21 protein-coding genes are annotated in these 21774 nt (G+C 32.0%); 20 read left to right on the top strand and 1 reads right to left on the bottom strand.

All coding sequences use genetic code 11. The annotated features are described in order from the left end of the window. Positions 1–5: 5 nt before the first annotated feature. The 17 genes from ATO12_RS09965 (at position 6) to ATO12_RS10040 (ending at position 17387) form a co-directional block, all read left to right on the top strand. The gene (locus ATO12_RS09965) at positions 6–1487 is read left to right on the top strand and encodes a RagB/SusD family nutrient uptake outer membrane protein (protein WP_165583361.1); all 1482 of its coding nucleotides are present in this window, start codon (positions 6–8) and stop codon (positions 1485–1487) included. Between the two features lie 12 nt (positions 1488–1499). Next, complete coding sequence (locus tag ATO12_RS09970) at positions 1500–2435, top strand: substrate import-associated zinc metallohydrolase lipoprotein (protein ID WP_034241571.1); 936 nt, start codon at positions 1500–1502, stop codon at positions 2433–2435. A 17-nt stretch (positions 2436–2452) separates the two neighbouring features. Beyond that, a complete protein-coding gene (locus tag ATO12_RS09975; RefSeq protein WP_034241573.1) occupies positions 2453–3790 on the top strand; it encodes a DUF4302 domain-containing protein in 1338 nt (445 codons plus the stop codon). Positions 3791–4094: 304 nt separating this feature from the next. After that, positions 4095–5624, top strand: coding sequence for a nuclear transport factor 2 family protein (locus ATO12_RS26355; protein WP_034241574.1), 1530 nt, complete (start codon positions 4095–4097; stop codon positions 5622–5624). A gap of 25 nt (positions 5625–5649) precedes the next feature. Then, positions 5650–7377 (top strand): amidohydrolase family protein, encoded by a 1728-nt coding sequence (locus ATO12_RS09985; RefSeq protein WP_034241575.1) that lies wholly within the window; start codon positions 5650–5652, stop codon positions 7375–7377. Between the two features lie 80 nt (positions 7378–7457). Continuing rightward, positions 7458–8795 (top strand): M28 family peptidase, encoded by a 1338-nt coding sequence (locus ATO12_RS09990; RefSeq protein ID WP_034241576.1) that lies wholly within the window; start codon positions 7458–7460, stop codon positions 8793–8795. A gap of 119 nt (positions 8796–8914) precedes the next feature. After that, positions 8915–10537 (top strand): M1 family metallopeptidase, encoded by a 1623-nt coding sequence (locus tag ATO12_RS09995; protein WP_034241577.1) that lies wholly within the window; start codon positions 8915–8917, stop codon positions 10535–10537. A 9-nt stretch (positions 10538–10546) separates the two neighbouring features. Further along, a complete protein-coding gene (locus tag ATO12_RS10000; RefSeq protein ID WP_034241578.1) occupies positions 10547–11272 on the top strand; it encodes a sulfite exporter TauE/SafE family protein in 726 nt (241 codons plus the stop codon). A gap of 186 nt (positions 11273–11458) precedes the next feature. Further along, on the top strand, positions 11459–11632 hold the full coding sequence (locus tag ATO12_RS26035) for a hypothetical protein (protein ID WP_165583362.1): 174 nt from the start codon (positions 11459–11461) through the stop codon (positions 11630–11632). A gap of 166 nt (positions 11633–11798) precedes the next feature. Continuing rightward, positions 11799–12308 carry a GNAT family N-acetyltransferase gene (locus tag ATO12_RS10005; protein WP_034241579.1) on the top strand — a complete coding sequence of 170 codons (510 nt, stop codon included), beginning with the start codon at positions 11799–11801 and terminating at the stop codon, positions 12306–12308. Positions 12309–12322: 14 nt separating this feature from the next. Further along, positions 12323–12676, top strand: a complete 354-nt coding sequence (locus tag ATO12_RS10010) for a hypothetical protein (RefSeq protein WP_034241580.1) — start codon at positions 12323–12325, stop codon at positions 12674–12676. A 196-nt stretch (positions 12677–12872) separates the two neighbouring features. Further along, positions 12873–13571: a hypothetical protein gene (locus ATO12_RS10015; RefSeq protein ID WP_034241581.1), complete on the top strand. Its 699-nt coding sequence runs from the start codon at positions 12873–12875 to the stop codon at positions 13569–13571. Positions 13572–13630: 59 nt separating this feature from the next. Continuing rightward, positions 13631–14737, top strand: coding sequence for an AraC family transcriptional regulator (locus tag ATO12_RS10020; protein ID WP_034241582.1), 1107 nt, complete (start codon positions 13631–13633; stop codon positions 14735–14737). A 99-nt stretch (positions 14738–14836) separates the two neighbouring features. Beyond that, on the top strand, positions 14837–15292 hold the full coding sequence (locus ATO12_RS10025; protein WP_240486120.1) for a nuclear transport factor 2 family protein: 456 nt from the start codon (positions 14837–14839) through the stop codon (positions 15290–15292). Between the two features lie 170 nt (positions 15293–15462). Then, a complete protein-coding gene (locus ATO12_RS10030) occupies positions 15463–16302 on the top strand; it encodes an alpha/beta fold hydrolase (protein ID WP_034241583.1) in 840 nt (279 codons plus the stop codon). After that, on the top strand, positions 16295–16789 hold the full coding sequence (locus ATO12_RS10035) for an RNA polymerase sigma factor (protein WP_034241584.1): 495 nt from the start codon (positions 16295–16297) through the stop codon (positions 16787–16789). Before ATO12_RS10030 ends, ATO12_RS10035 begins: the two co-directional genes overlap by 8 nt. Then, positions 16782–17387, top strand: coding sequence for a hypothetical protein (locus ATO12_RS10040; protein WP_034241585.1), 606 nt, complete (start codon positions 16782–16784; stop codon positions 17385–17387). Before ATO12_RS10035 ends, ATO12_RS10040 begins: the two co-directional genes overlap by 8 nt. A 137-nt stretch (positions 17388–17524) precedes the next feature. Here ATO12_RS10040 and ATO12_RS10045 read toward each other — a convergent pair whose 3' ends face one another. Continuing rightward, the gene (locus tag ATO12_RS10045; protein ID WP_034241586.1) at positions 17525–18466 is read right to left on the bottom strand and encodes a hypothetical protein; all 942 of its coding nucleotides are present in this window, start codon (positions 18464–18466) and stop codon (positions 17525–17527) included. Between the two features lie 726 nt (positions 18467–19192). Here ATO12_RS10045 and ATO12_RS10050 point away from each other — a divergent pair. From ATO12_RS10050 to speB, 3 genes are all read left to right on the top strand, one after another. Next, positions 19193–20005: a TraB/GumN family protein gene (locus ATO12_RS10050; RefSeq protein WP_034241587.1), complete on the top strand. Its 813-nt coding sequence runs from the start codon at positions 19193–19195 to the stop codon at positions 20003–20005. Between the two features lie 63 nt (positions 20006–20068). Further along, positions 20069–20941: a ketopantoate reductase C-terminal domain-containing protein gene (locus tag ATO12_RS10055; RefSeq protein ID WP_034241588.1), complete on the top strand. Its 873-nt coding sequence runs from the start codon at positions 20069–20071 to the stop codon at positions 20939–20941. Between the two features lie 13 nt (positions 20942–20954). Continuing rightward, on the top strand, positions 20955–21731 hold the full coding sequence (gene speB, locus ATO12_RS10060) for an agmatinase (RefSeq protein ID WP_034241589.1): 777 nt from the start codon (positions 20955–20957) through the stop codon (positions 21729–21731). Positions 21732–21774: the final 43 nt, after the last annotated feature.

Below are 21774 nucleotides of genomic sequence, written 5' to 3' on the forward strand. Positions count from 1 at the left end.
TAATTATGAAGAATTATAAATTAACATCATATATATTACTACTACTTCTTGTAACCATTGGTTCAAGTTGTGAGAATTATTTGGATGAAGCTCCAGATGATAGATTAGAGTTAGATACTGTTGAAAAAGCTGCCAAAGTGGTAGCAGATGCATACTCACAAGGTAGTTATGCTTTTACAGATGCATATACTGACTTAGTAGGACCAACAGGAAATCCAGATTCTGGAGGAGTTATTCAAACTTCAGGAGGAAATACAATTAGGCTTCAGGATACTCAGATATATACCTGGGATAATGTAACCGCTATTTTTCAGGATACCCCAACGTATTTTTGGGATCAAACCTATGAGGCTATTGCACAAACCAATGAAGTATTAGCAGTAATTGATAATCTCGAAGGAGATCAAGATTTAAAAAATGCAGTAAAAGGCGAAGCTCTTCTTGCCAGAGCATATAACCATTTCATGTTAGTAAACATGTTTGGTATGCATTATGATCAAAATGCTTCTTCAAACTTAGGAGTACCTTATGTATTAAAGCCTGAGACCGAATTTCTACCAACTTACACGCGTAATACAGTGGCTGAAGTTTACGACCTTGTTGAAAAAGATTTATTAGAAGGATTAGCCCTAATCAAGGATGATTTTTTCTCGGGGACAAAAAAGTATCATTTTACTAAAAAAGCTGCTCAGGCTTTTGCATCAAGGTTTTACTTATGGAAAGGAGATTATGCTAAGTGTAAAACATATAGTGATTTATTTCTTGGAGGGTCTCCTCAGACGTATATTAAAGATTATGCTACACTTACAGGATCTGGTTATAATGATATTGCCGATAAATATGGTAGCCCAGAAGACGAAAGTAATGTATTAGTTGTTCAAAAATTTAGCACATTCCAACGTCGTAGTATCGGGTACAGATTAAATAGTGCTGGTATTAACAATACCTTTGCAAATATATTTAACGTGGCAGATGCAAGAACATCTACAGGAGTATGGAATGTAGGTACAGATGCCAGATATCTTTCTAGACTTAGAGAATATTTCTTTAGAGAAAACCTTTCTTCTAATTCGGGATTAGCATATCATATTTCTCAAGAGTTAAAAGGAGAAGAAGTAATATTAAACAGAGCTGAAGCGAACCTGTTTCTTGGTGACCAAGCTGCAGCACTGGCTGATATTAATTTGATTGCTAATAATAGATATGCAGGAAATCAATATACCGATCTTGCCGCTCTTGTTACATTTTATTCTGCAAGTAGTGAAACCGATGCTATTACTCAATTAATATTAGATGAGAGAAAAAAGGAATTCATAGATCATGGATTACGCTGGTTCGACATCAAAAGATTCAATCTTCCTGTTACTCACGTATTGCCTGTAAGTGAAGGTGGAGGAACTTTTGAACTTACTGCAAACGATCTAAGAAAAGCAATACAAATTCCTGATGATGCTATTTCATTTGGATTAACCCCAAACCCTAGATAAAAAATATTAATTATGAAAACATCAAAAATTTTAATAAAACCAATATTGTTTATCATCCTAGGTTTAATAGTAATATCTGGATGTGATAGAGAAGAAACATTACAACCAACAACTATTTTTGAAGGAGAAGCTGAATCAACTGATCCGCTTGATATATTCCTTAAACAAGAGTTTAGAGATCCTTATGGGTGTGATGTAATATATAAGTTTGTAGATCGATATATAGATCCAACAAAATCTGCTGTACCACCGCGTAGAGATGTGGTACAACCTATTGCCGAATTAATCAAGCAAGCGTGGATAGAGCCTTATAACAAAGCTTCAGATCAGGGAGAAGATTTCTTAAAAACGTATTTCCCTGCAGAAATTGTATTAATAGGTTCTCCTCTATTCAATGGTGATGGTACAATCACACTTGGAGTTGCAGATGCAGGAGTAAGAGTAACACTTACACAAGCTAATGAGTATGCCCCAGGTAATACTGCTTGGATTATACAAACATTTAGAACCTTACACCATGAGTTTGCTCATATAGTAGATCAGAATTTCAATTTTGATGTAGAGTCCTTTTTCAAAATCTCAAGTGATGATTATACATCGCAAGGAACATGGACAACTTTAATTGAAGGTGGAAACGAAAATAGTACTGCATCAATAAACAACGCAATTGTAAGAGGAATGGTAACTCCTTATGGTACTTCTTCGGTTGCAGAAGATTTTGCAGAAATCATAGCTCGTATTGTTACTACTGATCCTGCTGTTTTTGAAGCTACTTATATCACCCCTATTGATTGTTCTGCTGCAGGAGCTCCGGCCAACTGTGCCGAAATAAATACGGGTAAAGCTCGTATTAAACAAAAATATGATGCTGTAGTAAAATACATGAAAGAAGATGTAGGAATCAATCTTTTAACAGTAAGAGACGAATTTTTAAACAGTATTAACTAATTAAACATTAGAACGACATGTTAAAAAACATAAAAATATATACATTACTATTGATTACTCTGGGTTTTATGGCCTGTAGTACCGATAATGAAGTAGAACCGTTATTTGATCAAAACGTTGATAGCCGTGTTGATGCTCTTTTAAAAGGTTATAAGAAAACACTTACTGATGCAGAATTTGGATGGAAACTTGTTTACCAACCCAACAACAGTGTAGGTTTTTATAATATTTTCTTAGATTTTAATGAGGATAATACTGTAGAAATTGTTTCTGATCATGCTCTGGGAGCACAAGATCTTGAAACAACTTATAGAGTAGGAAAAGCTCATTTCCCAGAGTTAGTATTCGAAAATTACTCTACTTTTCATAATCTTTTCGAAATCAATGGGTTTAATTTGAAAGCGGAATTCGAATTTATTTTCCAAAAAGTCGAAGCAGACCGAATCGAGTTTAGAAGTAAAACCGATACCGATGAAGAAGATATCACTATAGTTGTATTCGAAAAAGCAACTCAAGGAGAAAAAGAACGAGTTACAAATACAAGAGATTCTTACGAAGAGATTGCTTTAGGTCATGACAGTAATCGTTTCCTTAGAAATATAATTGTTACAGATCCTAATGCAGCGCCTACAGATCCTCCTTTATTTCAAGGTACATTTGCCTATGCCGAATCTGCCAGAGTAGGAGTAATTACAACTTTTGATCAATCAACAGGAAATATAGCATCTACAAATTACCCTATAGCGGGTACAGATGTTGGATTTAATTTCGGAACCGCTTTACAAGTAAATGGTTTAGATATTTCTACCTTTACTTTTGATGAAGCAACCAATACTTTTGTTTCTACAGATGGAGGATTAAATACTGTTATTGGTTATGATCTAGCTCCTGTTGCGACGGGACCTCTTCCTTCATTATTTTCTACAGATGTAGATACTTTTGATACAAGGTTCCCTACGTATTCATATTTTGATGATACTTCGCAATTTTACCTTCAGCGAACTTCTCCTGACTTTTTACACCTGGTTAAAAGTACTGGTGCATTTCGTCTAGACATTTTAATGAATGCTTTTGCCCCAGGTGTACATGGCATAAGATTTAGAGGAGTTACTGGACCTAACGGAACTCTAGTTGCTGCTGTTAGTTTTACAAAAACCTTGGGAGAAAAACTTACGCTTACACTTCTTGGTGCTACTGATCCTATTGATGATGTAGTAAGTGTACTTGATCTTCTAACCGATACGGGAGGATGGTACATACAAGAAACCGATGAAAGTCCTTTTGCTTCAAATCCATCATTTCAACTTACAAGTGTGAATTTCCCCAATTTTAGATTTTCCGTGTATGGAATCTAATCTTATTAACAATATACACAATTGACTATTGTTCCCTCAATAGCCTTTCTAACTCAACTTTCGAAAACCCGGAGCATTAGCTCTGGGTTTTTTGATTATTTTTTTAAAAAATTAAGTGTGTTTTTAGTCTTGTTGTCTCAAGCATTTGGGTATTGAATTGCGCAGTAAAACTATAGGAGGAAATAGGTAAAAATAAGATTGATAAACGACAACATTTTAGTCAATCAAAAAAGGCTAAATGCGTTCATTAACATTTACTTAAGAATAACGTCGATATTTCAATGTATTTTAGAAAACAAAAACAATGAAGCACACAATTGTTCTTTTACTAGTACTTACTACAATATCTACTTTCTCACAAACCGATACCGAAGTATATCTTTTTGATATCAACAAACAAGGAGAAACAATCAAACTTAGCAACCAAAGAAACATATCTAACAATAAAGGATATGATAATCAACCTTCTATCTTTAATGATACTATGGTTTTGTTTTCTTCTACACGTAATAAACAAACAGACATAGCTATATATGATAGTAAAAAAGCTAACGTAGATTGGATTACTGAAACCAAAAGCGGTAGTGAATACTCCCCTACCAAAATCCCAGGAAAAAATGAAATTTCATCCATTCGTCTTGATCAAGATGGTAAACAACTCCTATATCGTTATGATTACAAAACCGGAGAGTCTAAAGTTCTATTAGAAGGACTTAAAGTAGGGTACCATACCTGGTTTAATCAAGATATATTGGTTTCATCGGTACTCGAAGATAATACAATGTCATTAGTAGTATCCAATATAAAAGAGAATACCAATCATACTTTTCAGAAAAAAGTAGGAAGGTCATTGCATAAAATACCAAAATCAAATCTAATTAGCTATATCAGTAAAGAAAATAAAAATTGGGAGATTAGATCGATTGATCCTATATCAGGAACCACCAAAAAAATCATAAATACAATACCAGGATCCGAAGATATGTGCTGGTTACCAGATGGTACTATACTGATGGGAAAACAAAACCAGATTTATAAGTTTAATCCAAAAACAGATACCAGATGGAGCATCTTTTATACTTTTATGGATAAAGAAATTGGTAATATTTCCCGAATAGCAGCAAATACTACCGGAAACATGCTTGCTGTAGTATCAGACATATCTCCCGAACATATTGTTCAAAAACAATTAGATGCTTATAATGCCAGAGATATAGATGCTTTTTTAGCTACATATAATGACGATGTATTAATTTATGACTATCCCAATACAGTACGTTATAAAGGCAAAGAAGCTATGCGTCCGTATTATGACAAAAAATTTAAGAATCAACCTAATTTATTTTGTGAAATTAAACATCGTATTGTACTTGGTAATAAAGTAATCGACGAAGAATATGTTACGTATAGTGATCGAAAAGTAAGGGTTATTTCTATATATGAGATTAAAAACGGAAAGATTGCCAAGGTTACTTTTATTAGACCTCAATATGATAATGCTATTGAAAAAAGTACTCTAAGCATAGTTGATAAACAGCTCGACGCATACAACACAAGAGATATCGATGCTTTTGTTGCAACCTATACCGAAGATATAAAAGTTTACAATTTTCCTTATAAATTCTTATACGAGGGTCATGAAAATATCAAAAAAGGATATACCAGTTTCTTTAACAACACACCCGATCTTAATTGTAAAATCAAAAACAGGATAGTTATGGGTAATGTTGTTATTGATGAAGAGTTTCTTACCATTAATAAACAACATTATAGCGCCGTTGCCATTTATGAAGTAAAAAATGAGAAAATAGCCAAAGTTGTTTTTATTCAGTAATGTAAATAATTACACAAACTAAATGATGAAAAAAATAGTAATCCTAATAATTCTATTTATAATTATTAATCCAGCTCTTAGTATAGCTCAATCAATAATCATAGAAAACATTAACATAATTGATGTTGAAACCGGGAAAATCAAAAAACAGCAAAATATAGTAATAGAAGGGGAAAAAATAATATCTATTTCTCCTAAAAAAATCGCCTCAAAAGAAAATACTAAAGTCATTAATGGTACAGATAAATTTGTCATTCCTGGTATGATTGATTCTCATATCCATTTTTTCCAAACAGGAAGTTTATATACTCGTCCCGACGCTATAAATCTAAAGCACATAGTGCCTTATGAAGATGAAATAAAATTTGCAAAAAAAATAGTCCCCGATAATTTTAAAAGATATTTAAGGTTGGGTATTACATCTGTTATGGATGTTGGTGGGCCATTCTATAATTTCATAATTAGAGATAGCATATCCAAAAATAATATTTCTCCAAATGTTTATGTTACTGGCCCTCTCTTTTCTCCTTATCAACCTGAAGCTTTTTCTAAACTTGAGGATATTCCTATTGAAAAAATCACCACCAAAGAACAAGCCACTACTCTTTTTAATAAAATGCTTCCGTATAAGCCCGATTTCATTAAGATTTGGTATATAGCTAATAAAAATATTCCAGCAGAAAAAACATATCCTATTGTAGAGCATATTGCCAAATTAACTCATAAAAATAATTTAAAGCTTACCATACACGCTACTCAATTAAATACAGCAAAATTAGCAGTAAAAGCTGGCGTAGATATATTAGTTCATAGTGTTACAGACACTTTAATAGACAACGAGTTTGTGAAATCGCTAAAAAAGAATAATGTAACATATATTCCTACATTAATAGTTTCTAATAATTATGGAAAATCTTTTTTAGGTAAACCAGACAATCATTTTCAAGACCTTACCTTTGCAAACCCTACTGTATATCGTTCATTAACGGATGTAAAAAAATTCTCTAAGGAAGACACTCCTAAAGGACTTAAAAGATTGAGAAATAATGAAAAAACATATCTGGAACGATCTGCAGCCAAAGATGAAATTATGTTTCAGAACCTGAAAAGATTATCCGAAAATAGTATAAATATAGCTACAGGTACTGATGCAGGAAATATAGGAACCATTCACGCTTCCTCTTACATACAGGAAATCGAAGCTATGAAGAAATCTGGCATCAGTAATTTGGATATTTTAAGAGCTTCTACTATAAATGCTGCAAAAGGCTTTGGTTTAGATAATCAAATCGGTTCTATTTCTGAAGGAAAAATAGCAGATTTAGTTATTCTTAAAAACAACCCATTGGATAATCTTCAAAATCTAAATTCAATCGAAGAAGTAATTAAAGGTGGTAAAAAAATAGGGGTTTTAGACTTAATCAAAGAAACACCTGAGCAAGTTGTACAGCGACAAGTAAATGCATACAACGCAAGAGACATAGATGTATTTATGGATACATATTCTGAAGATATTAAAATTTATAATTTTCCAGAAAAAATTTCAATGAATGGAAAAGATCAAATGCGAGAAAGATTTAAAAGTATGTTTCAACGAGTACCAAATCTATATTGCGAAATTAAAAACCGTATTGTATTAGGTAATAAAGTAGTGGATCATGAGTATGTTAAGTTCGGAGAAAAATATTCAAGTGTTATAGCTATTTATGAAGTAATAGATGGTAAAATTTCTAAAGTTACATTTTTAAGATAATTCTTATCATCTTATATATTTGTTAAGAGATCATCATTACTTCGCTCTTTTATTTAAATTAGGCGATCAAATTCACACAAATGAAAACATTTTTTACTACTACCCTACTTGTATTATCTACCATTTTAACCGCACAAACAGATCAACGTATTTATGATATCATCAATGCAGTTTCTGCAGATAGAATTGAAACCGATATCAAAAAGTTAGCGAATTTCGGAACTCGCAATACATTTAGTGATACTATCTCTCAAACACGAGGTATCGGGGCAGCCCGAAGATGGATCAAAACAGAATTCGAAAATATCTCTAAACAGTGCAAAAACTGTTTAGATGTATTTTATCAAAAAGATTTTGTAACCAAAGATATGGGATCCAGAGTACCTCATGATGCCTGGGTCGTAAATGTAGTAGCTATACAAAAAGGAACAAAGTATCCTAATCGCTATATTATTATGAGTGGAGATATCGATTCTCGGGCCAGTGATACTATGGATTTTACTACCGATGCTCCCGGTGCAAATGATAATGCCAGTGGGATGGCAGGAACCATTGAAGCTGCAAGAGTATTGTCAAAATACACGTTTGAGAACAGTATCATTTATGTTGGATTATCTGGAGAAGAACAAGGCCTCTTTGGTGGTGGAGGATTAGCAAAATACGCTAAAAACAAAGGCTGGGACATTATTGGAATCCTTAATAATGATATGATTGGAAATATTAAAGGAGTAGACGGAGTTATCGATAATCGAGCTTTTAGAATATTTTCTGAACCTACCAACCTTACCGATGATGAAAAAACGGTAAGACGTAGACGTTTTTATGGTGGAGAAGTTGATGGGATTTCGCGTCAATTGGCCCGATATGTACATAAAAATGTAAAAACCTATATGCCAGAGATGAACCCAATGATGATTTATCGATTAGATCGTTTTGGTCGTGGTGGGCATCACAGACCATTTAATGATTTAGGCTACGCCGGAATTCGAATTATGGAAGCGCATGAAAACTATACCCAACAACATCAAAATATTCGCGAGGAAAACGGAATTAAATACGGAGATGTTGTAGAACATGTTAACTTTGATTATGCTGCAAAACTTACTGCAGTTAATGCGATAAATTTAGCAAGTATTGCCTGGGCTCCTCCTGCCCCATCCGAAGTAAAAATAGGTGGTATTGTAGAACCGTCTGCAAAATTTAAATGGAAAAAAGCCAATGATCCTAATATCAAAGGTTACAAAATATATTGGCGAGATACGACTTCTCCTACCTGGGATCATAGTCGTTTTGTAGGAAATGTAGATAATTTTGTTCTGAATGGCATTGTTATTGACAATTTCTTCTTCGGAATAGCCACTGTTGGAAAAAACGGTCATGAGAGTCCGGTTGTATTTCCATCAGAAACTTTTAGATAAAGTACAAAAAAGAGTCTGCTAATAATTTCGAAACTAATACAAAATTGATTATTATGCGAATTCTACTAATCTAACCGTTAGACATTAAATATAATTATCGAGAAATAAACATACCATAGATGAAAACATTCTATACTATAGTCTTTAGCATTTTAAGCCTTACGCTACTGTCTGCGCAAGAGTCACAATTTACCAGGCAAGATTCATTGCGAGGGTCAATAACTCCAGAAAGAGCTTGGTGGGATTTAACCTATTACCATCTTGATATTGCTGTAGATCCAGATAAAAAAACTATTTCAGGAAAAAACACAATTCATTATAAAGTGTTGAAAGAGCATAACGTAATGCAGATCGATCTGCAACCTCCTTTAAAAATAGAAAAAGTACTTCAGGATAATAAACCATTACAAGTAACATCTGAAGGAAATGCTCATTTTATAACACTATCAACAGTACAAAAAGAAAATAGCAAAAATGCAATAGAAGTATACTATAGTGGTAAACCTCGTGAAGCCGTTCAAGCACCATGGGATGGTGGTATTTCATGGAAAAAAGATCAAAACGGAAAACATTTTGTGGCTTCCTCATGCCAGGGATTAGGAGCAAGCGTTTGGTGGCCCAACAAAGATCATATGTATGATGAAGTAGATAGTTTGCTAATTAGTGTTAATGTACCATCTACACTTATGAATGTATCTAATGGCCGATTGCGTAAAACAGAAAAACATGACAATGATACCAAAACATATCATTGGTTTGTAAGTAATCCAATTAATAACTACGGTGTAAATATCAATATCGGAGATTATGTACATTTTGGAGAACAATATGAAGGCGAAAAAGGTAAACTTGATATGGATTATTATGTACTAAGAGACAACCTGGAAAAAGCAAAAAAACAATTTAAAGATGCCCCAAAGATGATGAAAGCTTTTGAGCATTGGTTTGGCCCCTACCCATTTTATGAAGATAGCTTTAAATTGGTAGAAGTACCTTATCTGGGGATGGAACATCAAAGCTCTGTCACGTATGGAAACAAATATATAAATGGATATCTTGGTAATGACCTTTCTGGATCAGGATGGGGATTGAAATTTGATTTTATTATTATTCATGAGTCCGGTCATGAATGGTTTGCTAATAACATCACCTATAAGGATGCTGCAGATATGTGGATTCATGAAGGTTTTACAGCATATTCTGAAAGTCTTTTTCTTGATTATCATTATGGAAAAAAGGCCGCTGCAGAATATGTAATAGGTACCAGAAAAAAAATCCAAAATGACTCCCCAATTATAGGAACATATAATGTAAATAATGAAGGATCAAGTGATATGTACCTTAAGGGATCAAACATGTTACACACACTTCGACAACTTATAGAAGATGATGAAAAATGGAGATCTGTCCTAAGAGGGCTTAATTCTACATTTTATCATAAGACAGTGACAACAAAACAGATCGAAGATTATATTAGCAAAGAAACTAACATCGATTTAACTCAATTTTTTGATCAGTATCTAAGAACTATAAAAATACCTGTTCTCGAATATAATATTAAAGACGGTAAATTAAAATATCGTTATAGCAATATCGTAGATAAATTTGATATGCCCGTACGTCTTTTTATAGATGGTAATCCAAAATGGATACAACCTAATGCCAATTGGCAAACAAAAGATATTAAAGGAAATAAACTTACCGTAGATCCTAATTTTTATATAAATGTAAAAGAACTATAGGTATATAAAATGGCATCTTATCTTATTCCGTTTACTGCTGCTTTTATATTAGGTGTATCTAAATCGGGGCTCAAAGGAATGGGGATTGTGGTTGTTACTCTAATGGCATTGGCACATGGTGCAAAAGCATCTACAGGAATACTGCTACCTCTTTTAATTTTTGCAGACGTTTTGGCTGTACTCTATTATAACCGACATGCCCGTTGGAAATATCTCTTCCGATTTCTCCCATGGATGATTGGTGGAGTTCTGGTAGCTGTTTTTGTAGGAAAAGATCTTCCTGAATATATATTTAAGAAAGGAATGGCCGTGATTATCATCATCAGTGTTATCATCATGTTTTTTTGGGAACGATACGATAAAAAAAACATCCCTAATAAGCTTTGGTTTATTGGTACTACTGGGTTTGCAGCAGGTTTTACTACAATGATAGGAAACCTGGCGGGAGCATTTACCAATATCTTTTTTATGGCAACCCGAATACCAAAAAATGAATTTATTGGTACCGCTGCCTGGCTTTTTTTTATCATCAACTTGTTTAAACTCCCTTTTCATATTTTTAGCTGGCACACCATAAATACACAGTCACTAACCATAGATTTATATTTGATTCCCGGAGTTATATTAGGATTCATTATTGGGCTTAAAGTGGTTAAACAATTTAAAGATCACCAATATCGAAAGTTTATTTTAATCATTACAGCAATTGGAGGGTTAGTTATCTTATTCAAATAATCACTGGTATTATTAAATGATTATCGGGTAATAGTCTATATACATTAGGCAAAAACTTCACAAAAAGACTACTTTATTTTATCGATTAATACCTGCCAAGTTAAATTTTTAGTTAATTAACCCTATTCTTAAAAAAATAACACTGCTAATTTGATACATTTAAGTATTAATCAAATTATATATATCATGAAAAAAAAGCAATTAAAAAAACTCAAACTCAACAAAAACACAATTTCTAAGTTTAGTGCTCAAAAAATTAAAGGAGGAGTTAGCAATGAATGCGATTCTAGTTTTCGACCTTTCGAGTGTCCTCTGGGATGTGCTACAGCGGTTACTATTTGCGCAACAAACGATTGCTAAAAAAGTTGTTATCTTTTTAAAATAATAACTTTAGAGTCGTAAAAATTAATTTTTTACGGCTCTAATTATTGTATAGAAATAATTGATTCATTCTTATTACTGCCAAAATGTAATTTCTTTTGAATATTTTTAGCCTTTATAAAAGTTTCAAAAAACGAAATTTACAATGTTTCCAGAACTACAAACCGAAAGATTATTCCTAAGACAGTTAAAAGAAAGTGATGATCAGGTGATTCTCTTTTTAAGATCTAATGAAATTGTTAACACCTATGTAAAAAGACCTAAAACAAACACAAAGGAAGAAGCAATTAATTTCATCAATAAAATTAATAAGGGTATTGATCAGCAAGATTGGTTATTTTGGGGAATTACTATAAAAGATAATCCCGAACTTATCGGTACTATCTGTTTATGGAATTTCTCAGAGGACAAAAAAATAGCAGAAGTAGGCTACGATTTACACCCAAAATTTTATAAACAAGGAATCATGAACGAAGCTCTGATAAGTATCCTGGATTATGGGTTTACAACTTTGGGGTTAGATCGTATAGAAGCTTTTACACATAAAAACAATGAGGCTTCAAAGAAACTACTCATAAGAAATAATTTTAATCATATTGAAGATAGAATAGATAATGATAACCCGGATAATGTTATTTTTTCTATTTCTAAGTGATAAGTAACATAAAAATGAGAATTTTAATAGTATTGGGTATTATAACGATTAGTATTATCATCATTCTTATTGTTCTTCTAAAAAAACGAAAACCAATATCCAATTGTATTCTTTATAAAAATTATGTTTTAATAAGAGATTCACCTTATTCTGATACTCTAAGCGATTATGAAATAATAAAAGAAAAAGATAATCTTAGGTTTAGAACCAAAGAAGGCTATTCTTTATTTATTATAAAAGTAAATTCTGAAGAGAACCAGGAAGTAAAATTAATAGGGCTTGCCAGTTATGGTGCCAGAAATGTTGAATTTAATCGGTACATATGTAATTTGGTTAATCAAATTAACAATACAACGAATATTAATTAAGCACATATTTCATACTTAGAGTTAGTAGATTTTAATTGGAGTATCTCTACACTACCAATTTTCGCGATTTTATCTTCAAATAAAAGTACACATACGGTATATGTACCTTTCGCCCCCTATTATTCTTCATTTCCCAGATAATAGCATATACATTTGTCTTGTAAAAAAAATTCATTAATTAAAACTGAAAAACTATATGAAGCTTTTAAAAATCTCGTTATTAACACTCTTTTTGGCTGTTAATTTTATATCTCTGAATGCGCAATCAAAGACAAAAACATATGCTCTAAAAAAAGGACACGTATTTGATATCATTTTTATAAACACCAAACCCGACACTAAACAAAAACTACAGAATTACTTTAAAACTGCATTTCCTGTTGCCGAAAAAATGGGGTACCATAGATTACCTGGTGTTGCTATAAAAGGAAATCCGACTCAAGGTAATTATCATCCCGAAAGTATGATTTTTGGATATTGGGATACGCTTAATGGGCGAGAAAAATTCTTACAGGATATTCAAAAAATAATGCCTGATTTTCATGAAGAAAGAAGAAACATCTGGTCTACATTTGGTCTTACATATTACGAATTAAAACAAGATCTTTCTTTTAATATTGATCCTGAGAAATTTAATATTGCAACTGCATATTGGCACAAAGACAAATCTTCTTTTCAAAAATTCAAACAAAGGTGGATACAAAAAATGAAAAAAGCAGGTGGTCAAACACAAGTTGAGCTTACAGAAGGCGCATCTCCTTTTGGGTATAACTACAATCCAGATTATTTTATTATTACCACCTGGGAAAACAAGGCCGCTTTTGAACAATTTTATAAAGAAAATCTAAACATGGATCATAGTTCGGTGAAACATGTGAACCAGTTTCAGATTTAGTGACTATTTTAGACCTATAAAAAGCAGGTTATTAAAAATAACCTGCTTAATATATCATTATGCAAACACTTTTAAATCAACTCGTATATTTTGGGTATTTCCAGAGTCTATTTTTACTCTGTATTTATCTTTTTTCTCCAAAAAACAGAAAAAACATTAATGGATATGTTGCTTTTTTGGTCCTGGTTCTTATGATTGGTTTATCGGGTCGAGTACTTTATATATCAGATATCTTTGGTAAAAACTTTCGGTTGATTGCATTTTCTGAGTTCGCAACACTTTTATTTGGGTCTACAATCTATTTATTTACCAAATCTTCTTTATTAAACAAACGCTTTTCGTACCAGGATTTGTTACATTACCTTCCCGGGGTTTTCTATATTATTTTTGTTGTTTTTATATTTATGCTTCCTACAGACGAAGTTATTGGAGCAAGAATTAAAAGTGGAGAATTATTTCGTACCATAACTATTTTTATAGGCATTGGGTTGCTCTTCAATATTACATATTGGATAATGAGTCTACACTTATTTCTTTCTTTCAGAAAAGAGTTACGTAATGAATTAAGTTATACGGTAAAAACACAGTTTTTTCTTAATTTCCTAATTGCAATTGGCATTTGTCTGCTATCCTGGGTGATTGTCTATTTCATTAGTATTTTTGGATTCGAAATGATAGAAAGAAAAGCAAGAGAAACAATTTGGTTAAGTATAGCCTTAATCATTCTTTTTATCGCTTATTATGGTATGATTTCTCCTGATTTATTTAAAATTGTCCCTGCCCAAGTTCAAAAAAAGTATGCGCAATCCAAATTATCGAAATCAGATCTTGATCAGTTACAAGCCAAATTAGATCGGTTAATGATAGAAAAAAAACCGTATCTCAACAGAAAATTATTAAAAGCAGAACTTGCTGATATGTTGGGAGTAAGTAGCCCCGAAATAGCTCGATTATTGAATGAAAATATTGGTATGAATTTCTTTGAATACATTAATTATCATCGAATTAAAGAATTTGTAGAATTAGCACAAACAGATAAAGCAAAAAATTTAACCTTTTTCGGACTGGCTCAGGAAGCAGGTTTTAATTCTAAAACTACATTTAATAAATCTTTCAAAAAATTGATGGGAACGTCTCCAAAAGAATATTTTACTTCTCAGCAATAAATAATACTACCTATTACTCATTAACATTTAAGAAAATTTTCAAACTTAATTATTAGATATCTTATATTTTTAGAAGTAAAAACAATAAGGTTTCGTATCATGAAATATATACTTAAAATTGCTTTGGTATCTGGCATTAGTTTATTAATGTATCAAACAAATGCACAATCCAAACAGGACTCTCTGGATATTAAACAAGTAGCTCTCGACTATCTAGAAGCCCAACACAATGTAAACCCTAAGCAATTTGAACGTGCTGCTCATCCTAGAATGGTAAAAAGAACCTTTTGGAAAAATAAAGCTACAAACAAAGAATACCTTCGAGAAACGTTTACAGATTTTATGGTAATTCTCTCTGAGTTCTATAACAGTAATGGAGATAAATTTCCTAAAAACCCAAAAAAAGAGGTCGTCATATTAGATATTTATGACAAGACAGCTTCTGTAAAACTTATTGCAGATGAATGGATTGACTACATGCATATTGTAAAAATAAACGGTACATGGAAAATTGTAAATGTCTTATGGCAATTTAACGATTCGTCCAAACATTAACCTGTATTCATCATAAGCTAGCGCTATACTATCTTCGTTAGCCTAACATTAATTAGAAACGAACAGCTCTTTTTTTATTTGTTTTTATTTTTTTTACCCCGGGTGTAACAATTCACAACTTTCTGCATCAAAGGGGAAAATTAAAATAGAAATACAATAAAAATAGAGACATGAAAACATTTAGAATTACCCTCTTAGCATTAATCATCATTAACCTGGGATTTAGTCAAACATCGGCTATTACAACCAAAATAGTTGGACAAGGAAGTCCTGTGTTATTTTTACCTGGCTTTACCACTCCTGGATCAATCTGGAACGAAACTGTAGAACATTTAACTACGAAAAGTGAAGCTCATCTTATTTCTTATGCTGGTTTTAATGGCAATCCACCTATTGCGATGCCATGGTATGATACTATTAAAAAAGAATTGATCGCATATATCAAAAATAAAAATCTAACTAATGTAACAATTATAGGCCACAGTATGGGCGGAAATTTAGCAGTCGATCTTGCTGCAGCACTACCCGATACAATTACCCAGTTAGTTATTGTAGATGCTATCCCGTGTATGCGAGAATTAATGATGCCTGGTGTACCAGAAAGTCAAATACAATACGATAGTCCATATAACAAGCAAATGCTACAGGCAGAAGATACACAGTTTAAACAAACTGCTACCATGATGGCACAAAACATGACCAATAATAAAGATAAAGTAGATACTCTAATCAATTGGATTATGGAAGCTGATCGCGAAACCTATGTATATGGATATACCGATTTATTGAAGCTTGATTTAAGAAAAGTTCTAAACAAAGTGACTGCAAAAACTTTAATTCTGGGAGCGTCATTTCCTTCTGTAGAAATTGCAAAGTCTAATTATGAAAAACAATATGCTACTTTAGCAAACAAATCTATAGAAATGGCTTCAGACAGTAAACATTTTATAATGTTTGATCAACCCGAATGGTTTTATACAAAAGTAAACGCTTTCCTGGCAAATGAGTAAGAAGAACCAACAGCTTTTTGAGACCGTATATCGCCAGTGCTACCCTATGGTCCAGCAAATGTGCCTCGGTTTTATGAAAGGAGATATAGATTTGGCTAATGATCTTTCGCAAGAAGTATTCATTAACATCTGGAATGCTCTCGAAAACTTTAAAGGGCAATCTACGCATAAAACCTGGGTATATAGAATCACAGTAAATACATGCCTGCAATACATAAGAAAAGAAAAAAAGAAAAAGAGATTATCCTTTGAGAAAATAGAGCATGTTCTGGTTGATGAATCACAACATCAGGAAACAGATCAAGAACAAGGGTTATATATAGCCATAGGCCAATTAGAAGAACTGGATAGATTAATTATCATGATGGTGTTAGAAGGACAGGACTACGAAACTATATCTCATGTCTTAGGTATCAAACCTACCAATGTTAGGGTAAAAATTCACAGAATAAAGAAACGACTTAAAAAAATATTAAATCATGAGTAATGAATTTGATGAATTGCAACGCAAGTGGCAAAAAGGGAAAAAAGATATCGAGAGTAACTCTGAAATACGGGAAGAAACACTATCTTCTATAGCATCGAAGAAAAATTCTAATATCCGTTTTCACTACGGAAATATTATAATACTTTCAATCACTTTACTAGGAATATCTGCCTTTTTCTACTATGTCGCTCCGGTAAAAGAATTATTAAGTAGAATTGGAGTAGCTTTGATGATAGGAGGATTATTACTAAGAATACTAATCGAATGTGGTAGTGTTCTAAAGTCAAAAAAGATCGATGTCATAGACGATGTCTTAAAAACAACTAATAATACAATAGCATTTTATAAGTTTAGAAAACGTATTCATGGACCAATCACTATTACCATTATTGCATTGTACACCATTGGTTTTTACATGATCACCCCAGAGTTTAGTTTATACTTTACCACATGGCAAATGGTGTTGATTGATGTTTCTTATATTATTGGTGCTATTATCTTTATTAAGTTCGTTAGAAGTAGTATTCAAAAAGAGATACGAACCCTTTTAGAAATTATCGAATTAAAAAATAAAATTGTTGAAGAAAATGAGGTGTAAAATCTTCCTTCCTTAACTTTTATTTCAATTTATAAATGCAAAACTGTAACGCTTTTTAGAACCATTCATTGTGCAAAATATAAAAAAGGAGCTAACATATAATAGCTCCTTTTAAATATAATCAAGTTAGACAACTTTTACCAATTAATATTGTGCGTCCATCTATTAGATTCTACATCTCCTGTCATTTTTTGCTTTATTGTTCCATTAAGGTTTATTTGCCAGATCGGAGTTCCTCCAAGCGATCCAGGATTGTTAAACGTTCTTAATAAAAATGATTTGTGTGAATGACAAGAATTTGAGAACCTTAAATTATATGTAGTAGGGTTACCGCTAAAATCAGGGTAGGCCGGTCGGTTAGGGTTCTGTAAATTAGTTAAAAATGAATTGTCTGTGACATTGACAAATATCTCCCTGTTTTCTCCAGATAATCTCCACGACCCTCTTCTGTGGTTGTATTCTAAATATAACCTTAACCAAAGATTATAATTATGTTGGAATCCTGTGATGATATATTCTCCAAAAGCTTGATGAAGGAATCTAAAATTTCTAGCAGAAGGCCCACCATGGTTTACTCCATTTTGACAATTAATATAACGCTGTTGACGAAACTCCTTAAGCTCCCAGTACGCTCTATTAAGGTTTATTTCAACACTTTTTTCTAAATCTTCATTATCTGTGGAAACAGGTGTAGCAAATACAGAGCCTACTTTTTCTGATGTAGATTTTCCATTTTTTGCAATACTTTTTTTGATAAAATTTCCGTCTACTAATTCTATAATTTCATTATTTAGTTTGAACTGGTTATCTTCATTAAGGATAGCTTGAAGCGCAGGAGAATACACCATATTGTCTTTTTCTACACTGTAAAAAGAAGTAGATTCCAGAGCCTCAACGTCCATTTTAGCATATTCTGAATATGCTTTATGAAATGCATCCCAATTTTCATAACTGTTAATATCAGCATCTTTGATACTATCGTTTTGTTGGAGATCACTTTTTACAATTTGTTCCTCTGGTTCACAAGATATGTTTGTTATGCTAATGATCAAGGCAATTAATAAAAATGTTTTTTTCATAATTAATTAGATTTAAAAGTTTATAAAATATTAGTACATCTTAAAAGATGTTGAAGCATGCTTTGTTAGTAGTGTTCTTAACCATTTAAATGTTAATGTTAAAACCATGTGAATTTCTGTTAAACCTACCCTAATTAAAAAAAGGAAAATTCCTTCATTTTTAGATATTGTGTCTTTTCGCGGTGGATTATATAATGGTTAGAGGAATAGTATTGTAGAGTAATTCTCTTCATTTTATAGTAATATAAATATGAAGGTCTTAGTTCTAGAACTAATATATTTTACTCGTAATAACCTTAAATTATTGATATAATACCATAAGATTTTATGGTATAGTGTAGATGATTTGTTCTTTCCCTACTCTGAGAAAGGAAGCTGTAGCTTAGAGCATCCGTTAAGAAAACGAAGCATAAAAACCTTCTCTTATTAACTTCGCAAAAATTAATATTGCAAAACTGTAACAATCTTTAAACAATAGTATCTATAGAAAAGAGGATGTTCTTTAGTATCCTCTTTTTTAAGGAATATAATTATCTATATACTTAAATTAATCATCATCAATCAAACGAACATTATTATATTTTAAAACAGGTAGTACTGCATGTACTACTTGTTTTATTTTTTTACACATACAATTCTCTTAGTGATATTCACAATACTTAAAAATTATAATTACATTGGTCTTTATAATTAATTGTCGATTGCTATTTAAAACAAAAAAAATGTATGTACAAAAACATTATTGTCCTTCTTAGCTGTTTCATGATATTATCTTGCAGTAAGAAAAATACAGAGTTAATTCTTTTAGGAACTGTTCACCAACCTGTAGAAAATTTTAATTCGGATAGTCTATATAATATCCTGGTCAAAATAAAGCCCGACCTTATCTTATATGAATGTGATTCTTCTTTTTTTACAACAGATTTTAAATTCAAAAAAACTTGGGATAGCAATGAGAATATTGCTACAATAAAATACATGAACACTTTTGATGTAAAAGTAAGACCATATGATTTTACAGGGCGAAATGAGTATAGAATTAAAATAGGTTCAAGGCCAACAGATAGTAAAGCTTTTAAAATGCTAGATAGTTTATATAAAGAAGGAGTACTTAATCGGGAAGAAGAAAAAGTTTACAAAGAATTCCTGGTAATAAATGATACCTTAAATTCTTTTGCCTATTTGGGGTCAAAAGCATTTAATAATCTAAAAACCGATAGTGTATCAAACATCAGACAGGATTTTCAATATAAAAAGCTGGGAAAAATAATGGCTAATATCCCTGCTTTTAAAACTACATATCATAAAAAAGCAGATGGAGATAGCATTAGCTACCTCGAAGGTTATAAACGAGCATCTGATTTTTGGCAACTTAGGAATAAAACAATGTCAAAAAATATTCTTCATTTCACAAAAGAATATAAAGATCAAAGAATTGTAGTTTTAAATGGTTATTTTCATAGATACTATCTAAATGCCTTACTTAGACCTAAACAAAATATAAATGATTTTACGATAAAAGAATTTCATGAATATTAAAAGCATATTATATAAATACATGAGTTTCCTTCATGTTAATATAACTACTCACTAAAAGAATAAATGAAAAGAATTGGAGTATTAGGTTTGGGAGCAATAGGTTCTGTAATGTCACGGATATTAGTCGCACATCCTGAAAACGAAATATTCTATTACACCAGAACCCCCAAATCAAAAATCAAAATACAATTTCAAGATAAAAAACTAGAAATACCTATTAATTCTGAAAAAGAAAGATCTGAAGAACTCGATTGGTTAATAATATGCTTAAAAGAATATCATTTTGAAGCTGCCAAAGAACAACTGGCTCAATTAATTGGAGTACATACCAAAGTTGTTGTGATAAGAAACGGTATAGAATTAAAAGCATCTATTACACCTTTTACCAAAGGTGAAAATATTTTGGAATGTATGATTGATTGCCCAACTCAACCAATTGAGGATAATTATTACTTGCAATTCTCTAAACCGATACTAAAAGTCCAAAAAAGCGAGTTAGCAAAACGATTTAGAGCGCTTTTTGTCAAAAATGATGTACAAATAATAGAAGTGCTAGATTACAAAACCGAAAATTGGAAAAAACTAATAGAAAGTTCTGCACTGGGATCCATACTATGCTTAACCGGAAGAACATGCTCTGTTTTTGAAAACCAGGAAGTAGTTGATCTCTTTAAAAACCTATTGAGAGAAGGAATTGAAGTAGCAAAATCTGATGGAGCTATAATCGAAAGTAGTTTCGAGTCCGAAATATTACATAAAATAACTTCGTACTCTAAAACAAAAGGAAGCTCAATGCTATCAGATCGGTTAACGGGAAACATCATAGAAGTAAATGCAAAAAACGGGGCAATCGAAAAGGTAGCTTTACAACATAAAATTGCAACACCAATTAACGATACTATTTGTAAATTACTCAGGCAAATAAATCAGAATTAATACCTAAAGATACATGAGTAAAATCGTCATACAAGGAATACAATTTGATAAAAAATCTTCTTTTCAGCAAGGTCCCAGATTGGCTCCTCCGCTAATTAGAGAAGCATTACACTGCGGTTCTCTTAATTTATTTACCGAAAACGGAATCACAATCGAAGATTCTAGAATAACCGATAAAGGAGATTTTGATATTTCGGACTATTTCGATATTGAAACCATAACTTCGAATCATTTAGCATCTGACACAAAAGTTTTTACCCTGGGAGGAGATCATTCTATTACTTTTCCTATCATTAAAGCGCTTCATAAAAAATATCCGAAATTAGATATTTTACATATCGATGCACATTCTGATCTATATGATAACTATGAAGGTGATAAATACTCTCACGCATGCCCTTTTGCAAGAATCATGGAAAATGGATTCGCTGCAAGGTTAGTTCAGGTAGGGATTAGAACATTAAACACACATCAGGCAGAGCAGGCAGAAAAATTTAATATCGAAATTCATCAAATGAAAAATCTCGATATAACCAAAATATCTCAGTTTGATAATCCTGTATATATCTCACTGGATATGGATGGTTTTGATCCAGCGTATGCGCCCGGAGTTTCGCACCACGAGCCAGGAGGCCTATCCTCTAGACAAGTAATAGATTTAATTCATACTATAAAAGGCGAAATTGTTGGTGCCGATATCGTAGAATACAATCCTAACAGAGATTTTCAGAATATGACTGCATTTCTGGCAGCCAAAATGATGAAAGAAATTTTGGGAAAGATGTTATAATTAATTACAATATCATAGATTATGCTAACAAATATAGTATTCT

This window comes from Aquimarina atlantica (assembly GCF_000626715.1).
Taxonomy (GTDB): Bacteria; Bacteroidota; Bacteroidia; order Flavobacteriales; family Flavobacteriaceae; genus Aquimarina; species Aquimarina atlantica.